Source organism: Larkinella punicea (assembly GCF_003334855.1).
Classification (GTDB): domain Bacteria; phylum Bacteroidota; class Bacteroidia; order Cytophagales; family Spirosomataceae; genus Larkinella; species Larkinella punicea.
In genome coordinates, this window is the sequence record NZ_QOWE01000011.1 from 50096 (window position 1) to 73945 (window position 23850).

The 23850-nt window shown below is 51.8% G+C and carries 15 protein-coding genes; 11 read left to right on the forward strand and 4 right to left on the reverse strand.

The window, feature by feature from the left end; all coding sequences use genetic code 11:
* Positions 1-147: 147 nt before the first annotated feature.
* On the forward strand, positions 148-1275 hold the full coding sequence (locus DUE52_RS14680) for an AbfB domain-containing protein (RefSeq protein ID WP_114406777.1): 1128 nt from the start codon (positions 148-150) through the stop codon (positions 1273-1275).
* 214 nt (positions 1276-1489) lie between these two features.
* Entirely contained in the window at positions 1490-2890 is a 1401-nt protein-coding gene (locus DUE52_RS14685; RefSeq protein ID WP_229312171.1) for a sulfatase family protein, read from the forward strand.
* Between the two features lie 101 nt (positions 2891-2991).
* Here DUE52_RS14685 and DUE52_RS14690 read toward each other — a convergent pair whose 3' ends face one another.
* Both DUE52_RS14690 and DUE52_RS14695 read right to left on the reverse strand, forming a co-directional pair.
* Positions 2992-4554: a SusD/RagB family nutrient-binding outer membrane lipoprotein gene (locus DUE52_RS14690; RefSeq protein ID WP_114406778.1), complete on the reverse strand. Its 1563-nt coding sequence runs from the start codon at positions 4552-4554 to the stop codon at positions 2992-2994.
* 16 nt (positions 4555-4570) lie between these two features.
* The gene (locus tag DUE52_RS14695; protein ID WP_114406779.1) at positions 4571-8017 is read right to left on the reverse strand and encodes a SusC/RagA family TonB-linked outer membrane protein; all 3447 of its coding nucleotides are present in this window, start codon (positions 8015-8017) and stop codon (positions 4571-4573) included.
* 554 nt (positions 8018-8571) lie between these two features.
* Here DUE52_RS14695 and DUE52_RS14705 point away from each other — a divergent pair.
* The 4 genes from DUE52_RS14705 to DUE52_RS14720 all read left to right on the forward strand — a co-directional run bounded on the left by DUE52_RS14705 (position 8572) and on the right by DUE52_RS14720 (position 13381).
* Positions 8572-10737, forward strand: coding sequence for a TonB-dependent receptor (locus DUE52_RS14705; protein ID WP_114406781.1), 2166 nt, complete (start codon positions 8572-8574; stop codon positions 10735-10737).
* A 69-nt stretch (positions 10738-10806) separates the two neighbouring features.
* Positions 10807-11451, forward strand: a complete 645-nt coding sequence (locus DUE52_RS14710) for a hypothetical protein (protein ID WP_114406782.1) — start codon at positions 10807-10809, stop codon at positions 11449-11451.
* A 29-nt stretch (positions 11452-11480) separates the two neighbouring features.
* Positions 11481-12611 carry a sensor histidine kinase gene (locus DUE52_RS14715; RefSeq protein WP_114406783.1) on the forward strand — a complete coding sequence of 377 codons (1131 nt, stop codon included), beginning with the start codon at positions 11481-11483 and terminating at the stop codon, positions 12609-12611.
* Positions 12608-13381 carry a LytR/AlgR family response regulator transcription factor gene (locus DUE52_RS14720; RefSeq protein WP_229312172.1) on the forward strand — a complete coding sequence of 258 codons (774 nt, stop codon included), beginning with the start codon at positions 12608-12610 and terminating at the stop codon, positions 13379-13381. The genes DUE52_RS14715 and DUE52_RS14720 overlap by 4 nt, the downstream gene beginning before the upstream one ends.
* A 6-nt stretch (positions 13382-13387) precedes the next feature.
* On the opposite strand, the gene DUE52_RS14725 is transcribed toward DUE52_RS14720, so the two are convergent.
* Together DUE52_RS14725 and DUE52_RS14730 are read right to left on the reverse strand one after the other, a co-directional pair.
* Positions 13388-17464, reverse strand: coding sequence for a hybrid sensor histidine kinase/response regulator transcription factor (locus tag DUE52_RS14725; protein ID WP_165840939.1), 4077 nt, complete (start codon positions 17462-17464; stop codon positions 13388-13390).
* A 134-nt stretch (positions 17465-17598) separates the two neighbouring features.
* Positions 17599-17814 carry a hypothetical protein gene (locus tag DUE52_RS14730; protein ID WP_114406786.1) on the reverse strand — a complete coding sequence of 72 codons (216 nt, stop codon included), beginning with the start codon at positions 17812-17814 and terminating at the stop codon, positions 17599-17601.
* Between the two features lie 252 nt (positions 17815-18066).
* On the opposite strand from DUE52_RS14730, the gene DUE52_RS14735 reads away from it, so the two are divergent.
* The 5 genes from DUE52_RS14735 (at position 18067) to DUE52_RS14755 (ending at position 23800) form a co-directional block, all read left to right on the forward strand.
* On the forward strand, positions 18067-18777 hold the full coding sequence (locus DUE52_RS14735; protein ID WP_114406787.1) for a LytR/AlgR family response regulator transcription factor: 711 nt from the start codon (positions 18067-18069) through the stop codon (positions 18775-18777).
* 223 nt (positions 18778-19000) lie between these two features.
* Positions 19001-19741, forward strand: a complete 741-nt coding sequence (gene uppS / locus DUE52_RS14740) for an undecaprenyl pyrophosphate synthase (protein ID WP_114406788.1) — start codon at positions 19001-19003, stop codon at positions 19739-19741.
* Positions 19742-19744: 3 nt separating this feature from the next.
* Complete coding sequence (gene bamA / locus DUE52_RS14745; protein WP_114406789.1) at positions 19745-22390, forward strand: outer membrane protein assembly factor BamA; 2646 nt, start codon at positions 19745-19747, stop codon at positions 22388-22390.
* Between the two features lie 116 nt (positions 22391-22506).
* On the forward strand, positions 22507-23148 hold the full coding sequence (locus DUE52_RS14750) for an OmpH/Skp family outer membrane protein (protein WP_114406790.1): 642 nt from the start codon (positions 22507-22509) through the stop codon (positions 23146-23148).
* Between the two features lie 10 nt (positions 23149-23158).
* Positions 23159-23800: an OmpH/Skp family outer membrane protein gene (locus DUE52_RS14755; protein ID WP_114406791.1), complete on the forward strand. Its 642-nt coding sequence runs from the start codon at positions 23159-23161 to the stop codon at positions 23798-23800.
* Positions 23801-23850: the final 50 nt, after the last annotated feature.

A 23850-nucleotide genomic window follows, 5' to 3' on the forward strand; every position in this document is an offset into this window, starting at 1 on the left:
TTGACGGAAAGTGTAACGAGTTTGACGGAAAATGCCCGTCGGGCAGACCTAGTTTTGCCCTATCGTTACAAGCGTATCATCGCTAACGAGGGAGAAGGCTGAAAATCCCTGCCAAGAGTAGGCTGTTGAAAATTCAATCCATTTTTTATGAAAAAACGAACCTCTGTCGCCCTGCTTTGCCTTTGTTTTATCACTTATGTTCAGGCCCAGACCTTATCGACCTGGGAAGTAAACGAAGGAGCTGGCATCGTCAATCTGCCGGCTAATGAAAAAACCCGGAATGGCAACGAGAGACTTTCGAGCGTTTATAAACATGCCCAGACGCCCATCAAGAAAGACCCAAAGTGGAAGGCTGTCGCTGCGCCGAATGGACAAGTTTCCTATTCGACAACAAGCATACTGCCTAACGCGAACTACAACAAATTCACACAAATTGATTTTACCTATTTCAGATCCTATCTGCACATACCGGCCGACTTTAAGGTCAATAAAGCAACGGTAACCATTGGAATTGTGGATGATCAGGCCCGGATGATGTTGTATAACAGTCTGCACCCCGCCGGTTATTATGTGGAAGCAAATGATGGTAAACGAGGTGGTGAAAACGTCACTACTGATTTTACAAAACAACTGGCGGTTGGAGAAATCAATACCTTCGTCATTGTACAAGTGGATGATAACTGTTGTGGAAATAACCTGAAAGGAGGCATAACCGTGAATCTAAATGATAAGATTATGCAACCGGTTAATCCAACGGGTAGTATTTGGGATGAATTTAAGAAAAGCGACGTTTACATCGACCTGAATAATTTAAGGGCATATTCGATCAATGGAGGAGCTTACAGCGATAATGAGCCTTATGCCGTAACCCTACAAAATGGTGTTTGCGTCATCAAAAAGCTCAAGGATGTATCTGGAAATGACGAGTATCTGAATATTCAAAAGGTACAGTTAGGTGCAAATGCCGGTAAGCCAATGGTTGCCTTTAAAGTAGTAAATTCAAAACCGAACACCTACTTAACGCTGGGGGGAACTACGGAGAGTAATAATAGAATAACGGCCAAGCAATATACTGCCGTACCGGATGAGGCAAAATTCTACGAAGAAACACCGCTGTTTAATGATCCTGCTCAAAAAGGATTTACTAGCTTTCGGAGTGCAAAGTTCGCCAATTCTTACTTGCGTCATCAAGGTCTTTTCCTCGAAATTGATCCGAAAATGGACGCAGATCTGTATAAAAAAGATGCTAGCTGGCGCATGGAAAAACTTAAATAGTAGATCAGGATAGTTCTGAAATAACGTAACAGGTTAAAGGACGTGACTGGCTTCTGGTGAGTTCAAGCGTTGATGCCGCAACCGGGTGTTCAATAACACCCGGTTGCTTTTGTTAAGGAGAGTGGGGTAAGCGGGGAGTTGTTGTAAAACAACACAATCCGGCACATTCGAAACCGATATTCCGTATATTGGAATTTTTTCAAAAACAGCGTCTATGATGACTCTCTGGAACCGATTACTACTCGGTTTGATACTACTTAGTAGCTGCTGGCTGGGGCTGGCCGTAACGCCCTCCCCGGTGGCCACCAAACCCAATGTCATCATCATCATGGCCGACGACCTGGACAGTCGGCAGTTGAGTTGTTACGGCGGGAAAAATCTGAAAACGACCCACATCGATGCGCTGGCGAACGAAGGATTGAAATTCAATCACATCTATGCTTCCGAAGCCATGTGTGTGCCGACGCGGGCCTCGCTCTTCACGGGTCTGTATCCTGTGCGGCACGGATCATTCCAAAACCACAAGCCGGTTTATGATACGCTGAAAAGCGTTGGTCATTACCTGGCGGATCTGGGCTACCGCGTCGGATTAACGGGCAAAGATCACAGCACCAAACCCAAAACCGTCTTTCCGTTCGAGATCGTCACCGGTTTTGAACCCAACTGCGTGGCCCCGACGGACGACTACCAGTTGAATGATGTCCGGAAATTCATCACCCGCACGAACCAGCCGTATTGCCTGTTTGTCATGAGCATCAATCCGCATACCCCCTGGACGGTGGGCGATACCACCGAGTTCGATGCGGATAAATTGATTCTGCCCGCCAATTGGATCGATACGCCGGTCACGCGCCGACAATTTGTCAAATACCTGGCTGAAGTCCGGCGGCTGGACGAGCAGGTGGGCGAAATTACCCGCTTGTTGAAAGAAACCGGTCAGGACAAGAACACCATCGTCGTGTTTCTGGGCGAACAGGGTGCACAGTTCCCGGGTGCGAAATGGAACCTGTGGGATGTGGGACAGAAAAGTTCGATGGTGGTCAAATGGCCCGGAACCGTCAAAGCCCGCACCGAAACCGACGCGCTGGTTCAATACGAAGACATTACCCCAACCCTTGTGGATATTGCGGGGGGCAAACCCATCGCCGGGCTGGACGGCAAAAGCTTTCTGCCGGTTTTGCTGGGAAAAAGTTCGACCGCGCGACCGTATGCCTACGGAATCCACAACAACATTCCCGAAGGAAATCCTTACCCGATTCGCAGCATCCGCGACACCCGCTACAAGCTCATTCTAAACCTGACGCCCGATGAGGAGTATTACAACCGGTTTATGATGAACGCGAAGCAAAAAGACCGCAATTCGGTCTGGTTCTCCTGGATCGACCAGGCACCGAACGATCCGAATGCCAAGCGGATCACGGACCGGGTTGTGAAACGGCCCGCCATCGAATTTTACGATACCCAGAAAGACCCCTGGGAGCTTACCAATCTGGCAACGGACCCGACTCACCAAAACCGGATCAGACAATACCGGCAGAAGCTGGAAACCTGGATGAAACAACAGGGGGATGCCGGAGCCGCACTCGACATCGTTTATGCTAAAAAGAAGGAATAACCGGCCATCCATAACACCAACCCAAAAAAATAGCACCAGGAAGATCCCGGTGCTATTTTGTTTGTCAATTTAATCGGTACTCGAAAACGATCTATCGTTGCCTATTTATCCCACCAGACAACGCTGGAGAGCGTGTTGGTGCCGCCCTGACGTGTTCGTGCTTCGATGAAATTGGTTTTGTTGTACGTTTCTTCCGAATCGGGAACCACAAAGCGGGTGGGGATTTTGCCACCGGTCAGGTTGCCCGGATAATTGGTCGGCGTCAGCACCGGATACCCGGTCCGGCGCCAGTTGGCGAAAATCTCGTATTCGTCTTCCAGGAAAAGCGACACCCACTTTTGGGTCTGGATCTGTTCCATTTGCTGCGCCACGGTTCCACCGGTTTTGTACGGATTGAGGGTCAGATACGCGCTGATTTTTGCTTCCGAAATCGTTCCCCCCGTTCCGAACAAGGCCCATTGCCGCATCCCGGCTCTAACCGCATTGGCATAGGCCGTTGCCGCCGTTGTTCCGCTGGCCCAGCCGCGTACGGAAGCTTCCGCCAGCAACAGGTTCGTTTCGGCATTGCCAAACACAATCAAGGGCGCACTGTATTTCAGCAGCGTGTTCGGATTCGGCTCGGAAAACGTGTTGAAATTGGCCGGCAGGTTGTTGAAAGCTGCGTTGGGCATTCCGCTTTGCAAAGCCGTTGTGGTATCAGCCGTAAACGTTTTGCCGTCGGCAGACGTCCAGACGATGGAAATCACGTTCAGACGCGGATCTTTGGTGTTTTTCAAATAATCGATCAGCGTTTTGGCGAATTTGCCGCCTTCCACATTGTCGCCACCGGGTGTGATGTAGTCCGTACTGAGCAAACCGTTGGCAATGAAATTTCGGCTGGCGGTTTGCGAACCGTCCACGTAGGCAATGACGGCCCGGTCGGCATCTTCCAGAATCACGCCCCCGGCGATGGCTTTCTCCACCCAGGTTTTGGCCGTAGCGGCATCCACTTCGGTCAGGCGCATGCCCAGCCGGAGCATCAGCGAGTACGCGAATTTTTTCCACTTCACCACGTCGCCCCCGAAGAGCAGGTCGGCTGAACCGAAGGTCGCCTTGGTCGCGTCAAAAGCCGCGATCGATTGTTCCAGCTCTTTCAGCAGATCCGCGTAAATGGCTTGCTGGGTGTCGTATTTGGGGCCGTAATTCTTGTCAGAAAGTGCTTTCCCAGCGTCGAAATACGGAATGTCGCCGTACAAATCCGTCAGCCGGTGGAACATATACGCTTTCCAGATGCGGGCCGCCGACAGTTTGTTCACGCTGACCGGATTGGTCGAAACCGCATCGATCACCTGGCGGATGGAAACGACCGCGCCCTGCCCGGCACCGGTTCCGGCGTAGGCATTCCAGTTGCCGGTCGAATACCCGAAGTTGAAGTATTTGTCACCAGCCGCCGGGACCTCCTTGTAAGTGGCAAAGTGCTGCATCGACTGCCCGATGGTCAGGTAAGCCGCCCCCGTAAAGTTGGTACTTACGCCGTCCAGCAAGGCGCGGGTGAACATGTATTCGGGAATTACTTCAGAATATTTATTGGGGTCCACGTTCATTTCCTCAAAACCCTTGTCACAGGAAGACAGCAGGAGAAATAACGGAGCCGCACACAGTATTTTTTGGATCAGACGCTTCATCGTGAGATAGTTTTAATTAGAATTTCACCATTAAATTCACACCAAGACTCCGGGTTCTGGGCACCCCAAAGGCTTCCAGACCTTGTGCATTAGTGCTCGTGTAGCCCGATTCAGGATCGAAATACTGGTTCTTTTTGTCCTTGTACAGAATCGCGAGGTTCCGCGCCACGAAGGAAATCGAGGCCGATTGCAGCTTCAGGAAAGACAACTTGCTGACGGGCAGGTTGTAGCTCAAAACCACCTGACGGAGCTTCACGAAGTCGTTGTTGAACATGAACATGGCGGTGTAATTCTTGTCGTTGTCGTAGTAGGTGTCCACCTCTTCTTTTTTCCAGGTTTTGGTAAACGGATTGCCTTCGGGGGTTACACCGGTTACGGTAACACCGGTTTCCCGACCCGGCAGCGTTTCCTGCGGCAAACCAAAGCGGTAGGCATACTGGTACAGGTTCGAATACACGATGCTGCCGAATTTGCCGTCGATCAGGAAGTTGAGCGAGAAGTTTTTATACCGGAAATTGTTGGTGATCCCCATCGTCAGCGGAGGAGTGCCCTGCCCGATTTCCTGCAAGTCGCCCCGAACCGCATAACCGCTGGCGGTGTTAAAAACCACATTGCCGTTGGCGTCGGTTTTCTTATTATACCCCCAAACCGTTCCATATGGGCGATTCAGGACGTTCCGCACCAGACCACCACCCACACCGCTGCCGACGTCGATACCGGTCAATCCTTCGGCCAGTCGCTCGATCTTGCTCTTGTTGTAGGCCATGTTGAAGCTGACATCCCAGCCGAAAGCACGCTGGCTAACGGGCGTGCCGGTCAGCAGTAGCTCAACGCCTTTGTTGCTCAATTCACCCACGTTCAGCAGGGCCGAGGTGTAGCCCGACGACAGGGCGATGTTGGACGTTACGATGTCGTCCGTGGTTTTCCGGTTGTAAAACGTCAGGTCGATGCCCAGACGGTTGTTCAGGAATTTGGCTTCAAGACCGCCTTCGTACGTGGTGGACGTCAGCGGTTTCAGATCCGGGTTGGGCACCTGAGACGACGACAACACCTGCACCGGCCGGCCATTGTGACCACCCTGCTGCATTGAATAATACTGGTAAATCTGGTAGGCATTCACCGTGGCACCGCCCACCTGCGCCCACGAAGCCCGCAGTTTGGCAAAACTGATGGCTTTTGGCAAGCGGAACGCATCCGACAGAATCAGCGAGCCACCGATCGACGGGTAGAAAATACTGTTGCTCTTTGGATTCAGAACCGAGAACCAGTCCTGCCGACCGGAAACCGTCAGGTACGCCAGCCCCTTGTAGCCAAAATCGACCGAACCGAATACCGAGTTGATCGCGCTTTTCAGATACGTCGGTGTGGTCGTTGATGCGGCCAGGTTGGTGTAGCTGTAGAAATAAGGCACCGTAAACTCGCTGCCCGCGATCACCGTCTGGTCATAAATGGCGCGTTGTGAATTGGCTCCCAACATCGCGGTAAAACTCAATTCCTTGAAAAACGTGGTGTTGTAGTTCAGCGTCAACATGCCGTTGGTTTCCGACGAAGTCGTTTTCCGGGCTTCATACGTTCCCAGCGGCTGGTAGGCGTTGTTGGTCGGCTGTACGTATTCCGACGAGAAGCTGTAATAATCCTGGCTCACGCTGCCTTTCAGATACAGGTTGTCCAGAATGTCGTAACGGATGCTTCCCTGACTCAAAAACCGGTTTTTAGTGTCGTCGTTTTTGAACTTGTTGACCACAAAATAGGGGTTCGGGGCGGCTGGAACCGGGTTCCACTCTACTTCTTTGCCCGTCAAAGGGTCATAACCCGGCGAAAGGCTGCGGATATCGACCACGTTGGCCACCAGGTACGTCGCCCAGTGCGGGTTCATGTCGGCATATCCCACTTTGGGGCGGTTTTTCCCTTCTTCCAGGTTATACTGGAACACGGTTTCGATGCTCAGTTTCTTACCCAAAAATGCGTTCAGGTTCAAATTGGCGATTCGGCGGGTAAACGACGAGTTCGGCACAATGCTGTTGGAACTGGTGTTGTTCAGACCCAGGCGAAAATTGACCGTTTCATTACCACCCGTAAAAGCCACCGAGTTGATGTAGTTGCTTCCGGTGCGGTAGAAGTTTTTCAGGTTGTCTTTCTGGGGTGAATACGGGTGCAACTGGCCGTCGACCTGAATGGTGGGCTGGCCATCCATCCGCGCTCCATACGACAGGCGTCCCGTACTTTTGGCTTCCGTCAGCGTGGTCGGTTTTTTGCCATCCAGACCCTGACCAAATTCATACTGCCAGTTCGGAATCACGGCGATGTCTTCAAACGTCGTGTTGCTGTTGATTTCCACCCCAATTCCTTTTTGCCCCCGGCCTTTTTTGGTCGTGATCAAAATCACCCCGTTGGAAGCCCGGGCACCGTAAAGAGCCGCTGCGGGGCCGCCTTTCAAAACGCTGATGGACTCGATGTCGTCGGGGTTGATCCCGCCAATGCCGTCGCCCCGGTCAACGTTCATCCCGTTGCCGTCCGAAGCCGTACCACCGCCCGGAATGCTGTTGTCCATCGGCATCCCGTTGATCACATACAAAGGCTGGTTGTTGCCATTCAGCGAACCGTTTCCTCGGATGATGATCCGGCTCGAACCACCGGGGCCGGTGGCCATCCCGGTTGCGTTCACCCCGGCAATTTTACCGGTCAGGGCGTTGGCGACGTTGTTTTCGCGGGCCTGCGTAAATTCACTGCCTTTCACTTCCGAAACGGAATAGGCCAGGGCCTTTTTCTCCCGGGCAATCCCGAGGGCGGTTACGACCACTTCGTTCAGTGACTTGGCCTCCGGGGCCAATTGCACCGAAAGCGTCGTCTGATTGCCAACCGTTACTTCTTTGGAGGTATAGCCTACGAAGCTGAAAATCAGGACGGCGGTCTGAACTTCTGCATCCGGGATTTCCAGTTTGTACTGCCCTTCGGCGTCGGAAGAGGTTCCCCGCTGGGTGCCTTTCACCAGAACGCTGACGCCGGGGAGTCCTATGCCGTTTTCGTCCGACACTTTCCCCGTTACATTGCGTTTGGGCGCTTCTTTGACACTAGCTGGTGCGACTTCGACCGGACCCGGAGCGCGTTTCAGGATGATTTTGTCCTGCACGACTTCGTAAACCACTTTGTGCGGGGTCAGTATTTTTTCAAGTACTTCCGAAAGCGCTTCGTCCTGAAACCGGAAGGTGTATCTCTGGCTGCTGAAAACCTGGGGATTGTACATGAATTTGACTTTCGTCATCTTCTCAATTTTCTCCAGCGCCTTCTCGACATCGACATTGGTTAGCAGCAGCGTTACTTTTTGTTCCAGCACTTTCTGACCCCGCACGTCATGGGCGTGGGCCAGCGGAGTTAAAATAATGAATAGAGACAGTAGGGATTGATACAGAGCAACGCGCATAATCGTCTGTAAAACAGGATGAACATGTAAGAGTCTTGACATAATGTTGGTCTTGTCGGTTAAAATTCGGCACACTGATTCCCGATCCATCCGCTGGGGATGTAGCAAAATGAGCTTAAAAGCGAAGGGGATCAACTGACCGATAATGGGGGCACATTATCGGCTTTATTAAATAGTCAGCAATGAAGTTTCTTCATAGGCTTCCGTATTTTTTGTCCACAGGATCGTTAGGTTGGTTAATTTTTTGGGGTTGTTGGTCCATTTACAGTAGCTAACGCGCCAGCCACCGTAGACCAAATACCGTAAACTGAAAACCGTATAATATGGCAGATTTGAGCTAAAGATGCAGTAACTGGTAGTCAATACTCTTTTTACTGAAATTATTTTTGGGGTAATTTTAGAAATCTGAAATAATATATGGCGGAAAGGCCAGAAATGCGGCTTACTTCTTAAATTTTTTTACAAAATAGGATTCACAGGCGCAATCATCGCCGGTTTCCCCTGGTTTATTCCGCCTAAATTGTGCTTCGTCGGAAACCGCTTCAATTCCGGGTTCCGGTCGGATAGCTTTGAAACCGTATTCGAAGTGATCCGCCATGAAACAACAACTACTCTGCTGGTGCGCCCTGGTTTTCCCATTGTTCGCCGGGGCGCAAACGACGATCACTGGTAAAATAACCGACCGCAAAGGCAATGGATTAGCCGGGGCCAATGTCTTCATCGCCGGTTCCTACGACGGCGTCAATACCGATGCCACCGGTGCGTTCAGCTTCCAGACCAGCCAGCAGGACACGGCTACCATCGCAATAAGTTTTGTCGGCTACGAACCGCTCCGGCAAAGAGTAAAACTAAATCAGCCAATATTTCAGTTTACCACCAAACTGCAGGAAACCGCCACGATGCTCAACACCGTCGTCATCACGGCGGGTGCCTTCGAAGCCAGCGACGAGAAACGCCAGACGGTTTTGAAACCGCTCGACATTGTGACAACCGCTAGCGGGGGAGCCGACATTCCGGCGGTGATGCAGTTGCTGCCCGGTGCGCAGCGGGTCGGCGACCAAACCGGCTTGTTCGTTCGGGGTGGGTCGGCTTCCGAAACCCGCACCATCATCGACGGTCTGGTGGTTCAGAATCCGTTTACGAGTGGCGGGCCGGATGTGTCGCAGCGGAGCCGGTTTTCGCCTTTTCTGTTCAAAGGAACGGCGTTCAGTACGGGCGGTTATTCGGCGCAATACGGTCAGGCACTTTCGTCGGTTTTGTCGCTGAACACCAAAGACCGGGCCGAGGACAACGACGGCATCAGCGTGGGGTTCAATGCTGCCGGGATCAGCCTGTCGGCTTTCAAAAAAGAGCGGATTACATTTTCGGTGAATTATACCAACCTGAATCCGCTGTTCAACGTCCTGAAACAGAACATCAACTGGATTCACGCACCCGAAGCGGGGGGCACATCGATCATTCTGACCCAGCCCATCGGCAAACGCGGGTTGCTGAAACACTACACCGATGTGTCGGCCAGCCACCAGTCCCTCTCATTCCGGAATTTTACCGGCGACTTCCAGGCGTCGCCCTTCACGGTTCGGAACCACAACGCGTTTTCGATGACGACCTTTCAAACGACCTGGGACGAAGGGCGCTGGGGGCTGCAAACCGGCCTGAGCTACAACTACAACCGCGACCGGCTGGGCATCGATACCGTTCAGGCCCGGACGCAGGAACAGCGGATGCAGGGGCGGGTGGTGCTGACGCGATCCTTGAGCGACAAGGTTTCGTTGCTGACCGGGGCCGAACTTCATCGGTATACGTACCAGAACCGCTACGGAATCTGGGGTGGTTCGCTGACGGACTGGTATTCCGCGGTTTTTGTCGAAACCGAAGTGTTTTTTACCCGGAAACTGGCCGTTCGGGCGGGGTTACGCGGGGAGCGGACGTCGGTCATTGACCGGGCAAATATCTCTCCTCGTTTGTCGATGGCCTACAAAACCGATTCCTACGGACAGGTCTCGCTGGCTGCCGGTCAGTTTTACCAAACGCCCGACCAAACCTACGTGCTGACCAATCCGACGCTGCGGTTCGAGCAGGCCAATCACCTGATTTTGAACTACCAGCGCATTCGGGATAACCGCACCTTTCGGGTTGAAACCTTCTACAAAGACTACCGGCATCTGGTGCGGGAAAACACCAACGGTTTTTATGACCCGAACACGTACCGGTTTCCAACCCACCGAACCAACAACAGCGGGTTTGGCTACGCGCAGGGGTTTGACGTGTTCTGGCGCGACAAGCAGTCGATGAAAAACGTCGATTACTGGGTTTCGTATTCGTTTCTGGATACCAAACGCCTATTCCGGAATTATCCGGTTGAAGCCATGCCGACCTTCGCGGCCACGCACACGTTGAACCTCGTTTTCAAGAAATATATCCCGGCGCTGGGCATCAATACCGGGGCCACGTATTCGCTCGCCAGCGGTCGGCCTTATTACAATCCAGGCAGCGATCAGTTTCTGAGTGACAAAACCCGTCCCTACAGCAGTCTGAGCCTGAACATGAGTTACATCAAAATTCTGCCGCGAAAATTTCTGGTCCTTTACGCATCGGTGGAAAATGTGCTCGGAACGAAAAACAACTATGGCTATCGCTACACGCCCGACGGCAGCCAGAAGTTTGCGGTCGTGCCGCCGTTTTACCGGTTTTTCTTCCTCGGGGCGGTGTTGAGCCTGACCCGAAAACCGATTGATCCTGAACTGATTAGTAATCCATAAGGTGCCCACAGACTTTAACCATTCAACCATCAAAACCATCTCTTTCAACCATTTCTAACCACTAAAACCATGAAAAAAACCGTTCTTTTTCTGACCCTCGCCCTGGGTATTGGTGTCAATGCCCACGCACAAAACGAGAAGTACACGAAAGCGATGGAAGGCGCGATTGCTACCGTGAAATTTATGACGCCCACCCCGGAATTGCAGCAAACCGCCGGGCAGTTCGAGCGCATCGCGAATGCCGAAACCGCTGAATGGTTACCGGCTTATTGGGCGGCTTACACCTACGTGCTGCTTTCGTTCAAGGAAACGGATGCCGCTAAAAAAGACGCGCTGCTCGACAAGGCGGCTGCGTTTTACCAGAACGTCGCGCAAAAACAGCCGGATAACGACGAAACGATGGTGTTGGCGGCTCAACTGGCCAGTGCCCGGCTGGCCGTCGACCCGGAAAACCGCTGGCAGCAATACGTGCCGGAATTTGAAGCGGCTTTGGGCAAGGCCAAAGCAAAAAATGCCGAAAATCCGCGTATTTACACGCTTCAGGGCCAATCGTTGTTTTATACACCCGAGCAATACGGTGGCGGAAAAACCGTGGCCTGCCCGTTGTTGAAACAAGCCGCCGAAAAATTCGCTACTTTCAAACCGGCATCGACCATTCACCCCAGTTGGGGCGTGGAGACGAATCAGTATTTGCTGAGTCAGTGTGGTAAGTAAAAAAGCGGGACCTTTTTTCTTCGGTTTACATGAGCATTATTCGTCAGCTATCGCAGCGCAGCCCGACGGGCATGGTAATGGCTTTACTGGTCTGTGTGATGGGGGTATACGGAACCAGTGCCATCATTTACTTTACCATCCAGCTAGCGGCTGATACGCCGGACGAAAATGCGCCGACGCTGTTTGTCGTGGCGAATAATCTGTGTGATGCCTTCTTCGTGGTGGTGATCAGCCTGGGATTTCTTCGGATTGGCGACCGAATTCAGAAAGTATGGGTTCGCCATGTGCTGCTGACGGCAACGATTGTGGTTGTGTCGATGATCGAAAGCATTATTTTGTATGCACTTCTGGGAGATTCAGTTAAAAATGCCTCCGGTATTCCGAGTTGGGTCAGCATTTTTTACGTATTGCCCTCACCCATCGTGGGAAATCTGCTGTATTATTTTCAGAGCCAGGCCCGCAACGTGACACGCAAAATTACCGAACAGGAATACCAGTTGCTGCACCTGGAACAACTGAAAACCCGGGCCGAGCTGGAAGCCCTGCAAGCCAAAATCAATCCGCATTTTCTGTATAACGCCCTGAATTCCATTGCCAGTCTCGTGCACGACGAACCCGACCGGGCCGAACGCATGGTGGTGCTGTTGTCGAAACTGTTTCGGTATACGACCGGCATGAAAAACCGGTATTTTAACACCATTGCCGACGAACTGGAGATGGTTCGGACGTATCTGGATGTGGAGCAGGTGCGCTTCGGCGACCGGCTGACCTACCGCATCGATCTGCTCAATCCAGCTTTGAACGAAGTCCAGATTCCGCAGTTTTTGCTGCAACCGCTGGTCGAGAACGCCATCAAACACGGGATTTCGAAAGTGGCCGGGCCGGGCGCCATCATTCTGCGGATTACGGAAGATGATGGTTGGCTCAGTTGCCGGATTCACGACAATGGGCCGGTTTTTCCGGAAGAACTCGTGGCCGGCTACGGGCTGCAAAGCATTCAGGACAAGCTAAAACTGCTGTATGGCAACGATGCCCGTTTGATTGTTGAAAATAAACCGCGTAAAGAAGTGGTCGTCCAGATAAAAAAAGAACGGCTGAACAACCCGCCGGATGCGATCCAAAAAACGATGTCTGTTGAAAATCAGTCGATTAAATCATGAGAATGACCGCTGAATTTCCGCTCCGAACCTTGTTGGTGGACGACGAACCCCTGGCCATCAACCGGCTCCGGCGCTTGTTGGGGGCGTATGGCGACACGTTCGAGATTGTGGGCGAAGCGATGAACGGGCTGGAAGGCCTGAAAGCCGTTGAAGTGCTGGAACCGGATCTTATTTTTCTGGATATTGAAATGCCGGGTCTGAACGGTTTCGAGATGCTGGCGAAACTGCCGTATCTGCCGATTGTGGTTTTTGCCACAGCCTACGACGATTACGCCGTGCGGGCTTTCGAAGAAAACTCCATCGACTACCTCCTGAAACCCATTGAACCGGAGCGTCTGGAAAAAACCGTGGAGCGTATCCGGAAGTCACAAAAAGCACCGACGGGTTCCAGTCCGGACTTACGGCATGTGCTGGAACTGCTGAAACCCAAAAAAGAACTGCATTCCATTTCGGTCAAAACCGGCGACCGCATTTTGCTGATTCCGCTCGCCAATATTGCCTATTTCGAAGCGGAAGACAAATACGTTTTTCTCCATACCGTTGATGGTCAGCAGTTTCTGACCAATCATACCATTTCGACGCTGGAAGAAAAATTGCCGGATTCATTTACCCGCATTAGCCGCTCGACGCTTTTGAACTCCCGCCATATTCAGGAAATTCAGCGGCATTTTAACGGAAAATATGCGGTTATCATGCGGGATAAAAAAGCCACTCAGCTACTAACCGGAAGCAGTTTTCATGACAATCTGAAAAGCCTGATGGAATTATAAGGTCGGCTACGATACTTCCGCTGTTCGGAAATAGGTTGCCGGATAGCGGCCAAAGCGATTCAGAAACAGCCGCGAAAAATAGACGACATCCTGAAAACCAACAGCGTAGCACACTTCCTTAACCGTGCCATATTGCTGGTTTTCGAGCCATTCGCGGGCGGTTTGAAGCCGGATTTCCTGAATAAACTGATTGGGTGAAAAACCGGTCAGTTTCTTCAGCCGCCGGTATAACTGTCGTTCGCTGCTGTGAACGGCGTCGGCAATTGAATGGACCTGAAACTGGGTGTTGGTCAGGTTTTTCAGAACCAGTTGCTCAATCTCCAGAAGCCATTCATCGTCCATCGGAACCGCCGAGCCGGCGGTTTCGGCCGGAAGCTGCTGTTGCCAGGCAGTTCTTTCGTGCGAGCGTTCGAGCAGATTGCCGATGCGGGTGATCAACTCGTCCTGGTCGAACGGTTTGGTGACGTAATCGGCAACGCCCAGGCGGAGGGCCTCAAGCTTGACGTCCTGGCTGGTCCGGGCGGTCAGCATCAGCACCGGAATCGCGCGGACTGTCGGTTGCTGGCGAATCTGGTTGACCAGTGCCAGCCCATCCATATCCGGCATCATCAGATCGGTAACAATCAGGTTGGGCTGGTCGGCCACCGGCAGGGCACTCAGCCACTGCCAGGCTTCCCGTCCGTTTCGCGTCACGTGGAGGAGGTAATACGGGCTCAGAATCGTTTCCAGATATTCCGCCATGTCGGGATTGTCTTCGACCAGTAAAATTCGGGTAGACAAATTGTGGTTTTTAGCTTCGGCCAAAACCGGTTCGGGGCTTTTGGATTCCGGTACCGGAATTGTTTCCTGAGGAGCCGTCGGCTGGTAAGGGCAGGTAAGGGCAAACGTGCTGCCTTTCCCCAGGGTGCTGTCGACCGTTAAGTCACCACCCCAGAGTTTACAATACTCCATCGACAAGGCCAGCCCGATTCCGGTGCCTCCCCGCAGCGGAGCGTTGGGCTGCTGCGACTGGTAATACCGTTCAAAAATATGGGGTAGGTCGTTCGGGTGAATACCGCTGCCGGTGTCGATCACCTCCATTCGGATCCATTCCGTTGGTTTGTGGAGCCGAATGGTAACCGATCCGCCGACGGGAGTAAAACGCAGCGCATTGGCCAGCAGGTTTTTCAAAACGGTCTCCATTTTGGCCACATCCAGGGACAGCCAAAGGGGAGACGTCGCTCCCTCGATGATTAGTTGGATACCGGTATAATCGGCCTGGGGGGCAAAAGACGCGACTGTGCGGTGGATGAGCGCAGCCAGATCGGCGGACTGTTGGGCCAACTGCACCGGGTTGACATCCAGTTTGGAAAGGTCGAGCAAGTCGTTGATCATAGCCAGCAACTGCCTGGCATTGCGGTCCATGCCGGCCAGCAACCGGGTGGTAACCGGCTCGGTAGTGCGTTTAGACAAATACGCCAGCGGCCCCAGGAGCAGGGTAAGGGGCGTCCGGAATTCGTGGGAAATGTTGGCGAAAAACCGGGCTTTCAGTGTGGCACTGGCCTGTAAATCGGTGGCCTGTTGCTGAATCAGCGCCTTATCGTTTTCAATTTGTGCGGTTCGGCGGGTCACTTCCGCTTCCAGCCGTTTGGTTTCCCGGATTAACCGCTCGTTTCGCCACCGGAAAATACCAACGATCAGCCAGAGCAGGCTCAGGAGACACAGGATCACGAACCACGTTTGTTGATAAAACGGGGTCAAAACCGTAATGGGAATCGTAAGCGTGTCGGATACCCACTGTCCACTGGGGTTTTGCGCCCGCACCTGGAGTTGGTATTGGCCGGGGGGCAGCCCATTGATCGCTACATCCCGCCGGAGTTGGGACGTCCAGTAGTTCTGCCAGCCGATAATGCGGTACGATAGCCGGAATTGTCGGCCGTAGCGGTAATCGAGCAGCGCAAAAGTCAGAGAAAATGACCGGTTTTGGGTCGGAATGGTAATCCGTTGGTCCTGGTTGAAATCGGCCAGATGATCCGTGCGCTGGCCGGTGCTGGCATTAAGCTGCTCATAACCCGTCACCATGAGGGGAACGACGACCGGTTTGTCGGCCATTTGCCGGTCGGGCCAAAAAGCCGTCACGCCGTTCAAGCCACCCAGAAAGAGTTGTCCGTCCGAAGTCTGGAAATGCGAAGTCAGGTTAAATTCTTCGTGCGCAATGCCATCCTGGGGCAGAAAGACCTGGGTTTGGTGGGTTTTCTTCTGGAACCGCATCAAACCGTAGCTGCTGGGTAACCAGAGCCGTCCCTGGCGGTCTTCGTGAATTGAATAGATTTCATTGTTGGAAAGCCCGGTTTCCCGCGTAAATTGTTGCCAGCGACCGGTTCGGCGTTCCCACCAGATTAATCCTCCTCCGCGTGTGGCTAGCCAGTAGATACCGGGTTGGGTGCGGTCGGGATGAACAAACGTAAGGTGGTCGAAGGGAAGATGATGGGGAGCAGCGTCCTGCGAACTGTAGCGGGCCGTAATGCCCCGCACTGTGTCGAGCAGATACAGACCGGACGAAGCGGCCACCCAGAGACCACCGGTGGAGGAATCCGGGAAGAAACCATTGACCCGGTTTGTCGCCAATTCCCGATACTGATTATACTGCCTGAACGGGTGGTTTTGTTTCCGGTGGTTGTCAAAATACGAAAGACCTTCATCGAAGCCCATCCAGAAATTATGCCGGCCATCCTGCCAGAGCGCCCAGCATTCAGCCAGCGCTTTGTGTAGAGGAAATTGTCGAATAGCCAGTGTTACCGGATCGATTTGAGACAGTGTATCGGACGATGCGGCCCAGATCTGGTTATCATGACCCGAAATAGCAGCTCCATTGTTTGATAGAAGAGCTTTTCGGGTTTGACCGGTCTTCAGGTTAATCATGGTGCTGCCGTAGGAGTGAACGCCGGTGGTGTTAACCCAAAGCCAATCTCCGGCCTTTACTATACCCCTGGTACTAAGTCTTGTAATGACGGTTTCATCATCTGAGGTGTGTAAATATCGTTGAAAATGATTTGCTTCCAGGGTTAGCAACAGAAATCCATTTTGAGTGATAACCCAAATAGCTCCCGTACGATCAGCGAATAATCGTGTAAAATTGGTTAAGCGGGCGATGGGGAAGCCTGACGCTGCCAGATCGAAGACTACACCGTGTTGGGGATGCCAGGCAAACAGCAGATTTTTTCCCATAAACCAGAACAATCCGTGTTTGGAATCATACACTGTTCTGGTTTCAACAAAAGCGTAGTGCGTTGGGTCAGGGAACGGATTTTTTGGAAATAAGATGGGAACACTGCTCAGGTGACCACTAGTAGTCAGCCGGAATAAAAAATGGTCAAGCCGATGGGCGCTTAGGTGCGGGGGATGAACAACGAAATCCTCATTAGAAATGTTGAACTGCGATAAATAAATAGTACCCTGCGGGTCAACCCAAACCGGATAGAGGTCAGCGGGCGTGCGTTGCCGTCGAATGACGATTCCGTTGGGGGCGAGTTCAATCAGGTCATTCTCATCCTGTTTTCGTGTTGATGGAGTGATTGCCGGGAAACTGAGGAGAACCGTGCCGGTGGGAGTGACAAGCAGATTTTGCAACTTTACGGATACCGGATGCTGATAAAACCGTTTGAAGTGCCCTTTGCCCTCATACCGCCAGATCGATCCGTCCGACGCCGGGATCAGTATGGGATCGGTTGGCCGAAAGGATGGGTCCTGTCGATAAAGCGAAGTGACATAATAGGCCAGATCAAACGGGAGTTTTCGGTGGAACAGATTTTCAAAAGAAACCGGTTTTTGTTGACCTGGAACCAAAATTTCGATTTGCTTAAGCTTATTCGGCCATCCTTTAAAAAACCAGAGGTTGCCATCCAAATCCGTTCGAATGGCCTTGACAAACGGCGTCGATTGGCTTAGTTGAGCGGTTTTTGCTGGGGGTAATGTTTTAAATGTGAAGCCATCGAAGCGGTGTGCATTGTTCAGCGTACCAACCCAGATAAAACCCTGCCGATCCTGCCCGATGGTCAAAACCCCCCGATTGGGTAATCCCTCGCCCATTGAGTAATGTTGCACTTTGACGATGAACGGAGTGTCCGCACACACGGGGCTTACCCAAAGAAACCCGCCCGTCAGCAGGAGGCCAATGCGCAGATAACGCCAACATACTAAAGTCCAATTTCGACCGCTTGCCCCCAGTTTTGTATTCATCATCCTGCTGTATCGAAAAAACACCTTTCCAAACACGTTATTTTAGCCTCTTTGGCAGGATTGTCCCAGTATTTTGGCAGGATTCCCATGTTTTTCTGCCCGTTCTTTGTGTCAACATTCAACGAGAGAGAGCCACCCGGTTCGGTGGTGGTTATCCTTTCCACAATCCTGCCGTAAGAAGGATTTAAAGATAGCCCTTTTTGAATGCGGGCCATTACTTTCGGCCAGTCGAAGTGATGGTTTTGTGTGGTTTTTTTTCATGTTTGTGTACTAAATCATTCAGTTTAGCACACTATTGGTTGAATTGGTACCCTTTGGGGAACCCTGGAAATTTTCGCCCTGCTGTCGGCTTTCAACGGGCTACAAAGGTTTGTGTGAAGGAAATACGGCACATCTTGTTAAAACACAACTAAACAGGGTTATCGACAACGGTTCTCGAACCTGATTTCAGTCCACCACGAACGATTATGAATTTACAAAAATGCCTTATTGTGGATGACTCGGCCAAGGCCGGGACGGAGTTGAGAGACTACATCACCCAACTGCCGTTTTTTTTACCACCCGACGTGTGCCATTCCGTAACTGAAGCGCTGGGATTGCTGCGGCAAAAGTCATACAGCCTGGTATGTCTGGACATGCACCGGCCGGGTCTGAACGGATTCGATTTGATTGGCTCCTTTTCAAAACACGTTCCAGTTATTGTGACCTCGACCAATGCGGAGTATGCGGTCGACAGTTTTGATCTGGGAATTGTTGATTATGTGCTCAAGCCTTTCACTTTTCTGCGCTTTACGCGGGCCATCAACCGGGCGCTGAGTGTTCGGCTTACGCCCGGAAGCCAGACCGGTTATCCGTTCATCTTCCTGAAAACTGGTCACACTTTTCAGCGGTTCGATTATGCGGACATCGACTATGTGCAGGCCTACGGGATTTATTGTAAAATTGCCGGACAACAAAAAATCGTTGCCGTTAACGACACCATTTCCAACCTGGAAAACGTCCTTCCCCGGCAACAATTTCTGCGGGTCCATAAATCCTATATTGTCAACCTGTCTAAAATTACCAGTTATTCCTACCGAAGTATCTCCGTTGGAAGCCAGCAAATCCCGCTGGGAGCAGCCTACCGGGAGCGGTTTCAGGGTTTTCTGGGGTTGCTTGGCAAAAAAAGCGACGCCTGATCCCCGTTGCGGCATTGCCTGGTCCGACTTTATCCGCAGGAAGGCCTAAAGGCATGAGGGAGTGAAAGATCGACGGCGTGAAAATATAAATCACTCCCTCGTTCCTTCGCTCCCTCATGCCTTTTAAAACCGTGGGCTTTTTAGTAACTTGCAGCCTGATTTTGATCGGCCCACCTCGTCGGGCCGTCTTTATGTTAAAGTTTGTTAAAACGAATCCGGCTGAATGAAAGAACTCATTGACCTGAGCAATCTGCCCCGACACATTGCCGTTATCATGGACGGAAATGGACGCTGGGCCAAAAAGCAGGGAGCTGCACGGGTGTTCGGCCATCGGAATGCAATCAAAGCCGTCAGGGAAGTAACCGAAGGATGTGCAGAATTGGGCGTGAAGTACCTGACACTCTATACCTTTTCCACCGAAAACTGGAGCCGTCCCAAGATGGAAATCGATGCGCTGATGCACCTGCTGGTGCACACCATCCGGGGCGAAGTTCCTACCTTGATGGAAAACAACGTTCGGTTAACGGCCATTGGCAGCATCAGTACGCTGCCCAAGGATTGCCGGTCGGAACTGGCCGAAGCCATGCGGTTGACGGAAAATAACGACGGCCTGAATTTGAATCTCGCGTTGAGTTACAGCGGAAAATGGGATATTCTGGAGGCCACCAAAAAGCTGGCCCGACAGGTACAGGACGGAACCCTGACGCCCGACCAGATCAATGAAGACGTGTTTGCCGGTGCGCTGGCAACCGAAGGCATCGATGAGGTCGATCTGATGATCCGGACGGGTGGTGATCACCGCATCAGCAATTTTATGCTCTGGCAATTGGCTTACGCAGAACTCTATATTATTAATGACGTGTTGTGGCCCGATTTCCGTAAACCACATTTGTGGGAAGCGATTCTGACCTATCAGAACCGTGAACGGCGTTTTGGAAAAACCAGTGAACAACTCGTAAAGTGACGTATGAAAGGAACTCCTACCACTTTGGTATTTTTGAGCAGGAAACGATTTTTGGCGGGAGTGGTCTCGCTGACGCTGTTCATCGCGCTGTCGGCGCAGGCGCAGGTTCGGCCGGGATTCGGGGGCGGACGCATTACAACGGGCCAGTCGCCGGTCTCCTCAACGCCTTCCCTCATCGATCTGAACTACGCCGATCCGAAAGAGTATGAAATTGAAGGGCTCACCGTAACCGGAAACAAATACCTCGATCCCAACTCCCTGCTCTCGCTGACGGGTTTGAAAGTCGGTGATAAAATCCGGATTCCGGGCGAAGCCATCAACGGGGCCATCAAACGCCTGATGGGACAGGGACTGCTCGAAGATGTCGAGATCCTGGCTACCAAAGTCGACGGTTCGCAGGTAACCCTCAATGTATCGATCAAAGAGCAACCCCGTCTGTACAAGGTGACCTTCGTCGGGATTAAAAAATCAGAACAGGACGCGCTGAAGGACAAGATAAAATTGAATCTGGGGCGCTTGATTTCCAATACGTTAATTAAAAATACGCAGCTTAGTGTCAAGAAGTATTTCGTTGAGAAAGGCTACCTGAACACGAAAGTGAAAATCCTGTCGGTGCCGACCGACAGCACCCGCAACCAGGCTACCATGCGCGTATCGATCGACAAGGGAAGCAAGGTCAAGATTAACAACATCGAGATTCGCGGCCGGGAACTGGTGGACGAGTCGAAAATCCGAATGAAAATGAAAGGCACCAAGCAGATGCGGTTTGGCCGCCTGTTTACGCCTTCCAAGTTTGTTCCGAAGAAATTTGAAGAGGACAAGCAAAAGATTGTCGAGTTTTACAACAAAGAAGGCTACCGCGATGCCGCCGTCACCTTCGACTCAGTCTACGCCCACGACGACCGGACCGTCAATATCATCATGAACATTGACGAGGGCCAGAAATACTACGTCCGCACCATTAGCTGGGAAGGCAATTATCTGTACACCGACGAACAGTTGACACAGGTTCTGGGACTGAAAAAAGGCGATGTGTATAGCAAAGAAGACATCGAGAAAAAGAAAAACGGGATTCCCGGTAGTGACCTGAGTTCGGCTTACATGGACCGCGGGTACCTGTATTTCAACGCCGAAGACGTGATCAAAAGCGTGGAAGGCGATTCGCTCGACATTGAATTCCGGATTTTCGAAGGCAAACAGGCCACCATCAACCGGATTATCCTGAACGGAAACACCAAAACCAGTGACCACGTTGTGCTGCGGGAAATCCGGACGCTGCCCGGTCAGAAGTTCAGTAAAACCGACATCATCCGGACGCAGCGCGAATTGTCGACACTCGGTTATTTCGATCCGGAAAAGATCGGTATCAACCCGGTTCCGCAGCCCGACGGTACGGTGGACATCGAATATACGGTAGAAGAAAAACCGAGTGACCAGATTGAATTATCCGGTGGCTGGGGTGGTTACGTTGGTTTTGTCGGTACACTCGGTCTGGTGTTCAACAACTTCTCGGCGCGCAACATCACCAACATGAAAGCCTGGCGACCGTTGCCGGCGGGTGACGGGCAGAAACTAGCCCTGCGTTTTCAGGCCAACGGACGGCAGTTCCAGACCTACTCATTGACGTTTACCGAACCGTGGCTGGGTGGAAAACGGCCTAACTCGTTCTCGGTGAGTTTGTCGCGGACGGTCTACCGGATTTCGGATTATAATCAGTTGTATACCAATCCGAGTGCCTACGGTAAAAACTTCCTGGGCTCCTACGGAAACACGATGATCTCCCTCGGTTTGGGCCGACGGCTGCGTTTCCCGGATGACTTTTTCCAGTTGAGTAATTCGCTGACCTACCAGCGGTATGAATTGAACAACTACGATATTTTTGGCATCGGTCTGCGCGACGGAACTTCCAATAGCATCACGTTCAACAGCACTCTGGCCCGGAACAGCATCGATAATCCGCAGTTCCCGCGGTCGGGTTCATCAATCTCCCTGCTGGCCACGTTCACCCCGCCTTACTCGGCGTTCTCGAACAAAACGACAAATGCGAATGTGGACGTGAAAGATCGGTACAAGTGGGTTGAATATCACAAATGGATGTTCGATGCCAGTTGGTTTGCCACCGTAACCGGTAAACTGGTTCTGAATGCCCGCGCGCACATGGGCTTCCTGGGTCGGTATAACAACCGGACGGTTTTCAGTCCTTTTGAGCGGTTTGTGTTGGGTGGTTCAGGTTTGGCCGGTACGGGGCAGTTTGCCCTCGCCCAGGACATCATCGGGTTGCGCGGCTACAACGACCGGGATGTGTATACCGGCCTGAACGGTGTTTCGCCCACCCCACTGGAACGGTCGCAGGGCGGTTTGGCTTTCAGCAAGTACGTGATGGAACTCCGGTATCCGGTCTCACTGAACCCGTCGGCAACGATTTTCGTTCTGACCTTTCTGGAGGCTGGAAACAACTGGGGGAGCTTCAAAAGCTACAATCCGTTTGACCTGAAACGCTCGGTGGGTGCGGGGGCACGGATCTTCATGCCTGCCTTCGGGTTGATCGGAATTGACTACGGTTACGGTTTCGACCGGATGCCGGGATCACCGACCCGCGTCGGACCGGGTGGCCAATTCCACTTTACAATCGGGCAGCAGATCAGATAAGAAATCGGGCTTTGAGACGTTATTAGGAGATGCAAAACAGGTGACTCGTTGATCGTAATGGGTTCATGCAGAATAAAATAATGTCGAAGCACACTGGTTTTGTTTCAAAAAATGTCATGAAAAAAGGACTTATTTTTGTAACTTTGCTCTCCTTTTCGGCTTTTGGGTCGGTACAGGCGCAAAAAATTGGGTATGTTGACTCAGAGTTTATTACGAGTAAAATGCCGGCTTACCAGAAAGCGCTGACGGAGATCGACAAATTTGCCGAGAAATGGTCGAAGGATATTCAGGATAAATATTCGGAGATCGACAAATTGCAAAAGACCTACCAGGCCGAAGAAATCCTGCTGACGGAAGACATGAAGCGGGATCGGTTGCGGATCATTAGCGATAAAGAGCGCGAAGCACGGGAGTATAACAATAAAGTGTTTGGTTACGAGGGCTTGTTGTTTGAGAAAAAGAAAGACTTGATGAAACCCGTGACCGAAACCGTGATCCGGGCCATCGATAAAGTGGCGGCTCAGAAACGACTGGACATGGTGCTCGATAAAGCCAGCGAAGGCGTTGTCCTGCTTTTTACCAATCCAAAGCACGATTACACCGACTACGTCATGGAAGAGTTGGGGTTGACGGCCGATCAAAAAGCCAAAACGGCCTCAACCTCCGAGCCCGTGAGTACCAATCCGCCGGAGAAGGAATTAAACCCGGCGGGCAATTCTAAATCTAATACCAGTAAACCTACAAAACAACCAAAATAACGAGGTAGAAATGAAAAACAAACTCATTGCACTGGCAGTAACTCTGCTATTAGGAGGTAGCCAGGTGTGGGCACAGGCGCAACAACCGGCCACGACAGCGGCCCCGACGGCTTCTGTGAAGATTGGTTATACGAATATGGAATACATCCTGCAAAATATGCCGGAAAGCAAAGATATTCAGAACCAGATTACCATTCAGCGTACGCAGTTGGAGAAAAACTACCAGGAAATGTCCAAAGAATTTCAGGACAAACTGGCTGCTTACGAAAAGGGTCAGGCCCAGATGTCTGATTTGATCAAAGCAGATAAAGAAAAGGAATTACAGGGACTGCAGCAGCGGATTCAGGAGTTCCAGGCGAACTCGTCGACCCAGTTGCAAACGAAATACAACCAATTGGTCAACCCGGTGATGCAGAAAATCCAGAAGAACATCGACGCGGTTGCCAAAGAAAGCGGTTTTACGTTCATCTTTAACCTCGATGCGGGTTCCGGTACGATTCCGGTTCTGCTTTATGCCCCCGAGGAAAACGATGTGACCGAACTGGTGTTTAAAAAGATGGGTGTTGCGCTTCCGTCGAAACAGGCCGCGGCTCAGCCTGCAGCCAACCCAACGACGGCGAAACCGACGACTCCCGCTCCGAAGAAAAACTAATAGATTTTGTAAAGAGAACGGAAGCCGTCCAGCAATGGGCGGCTTTTTGT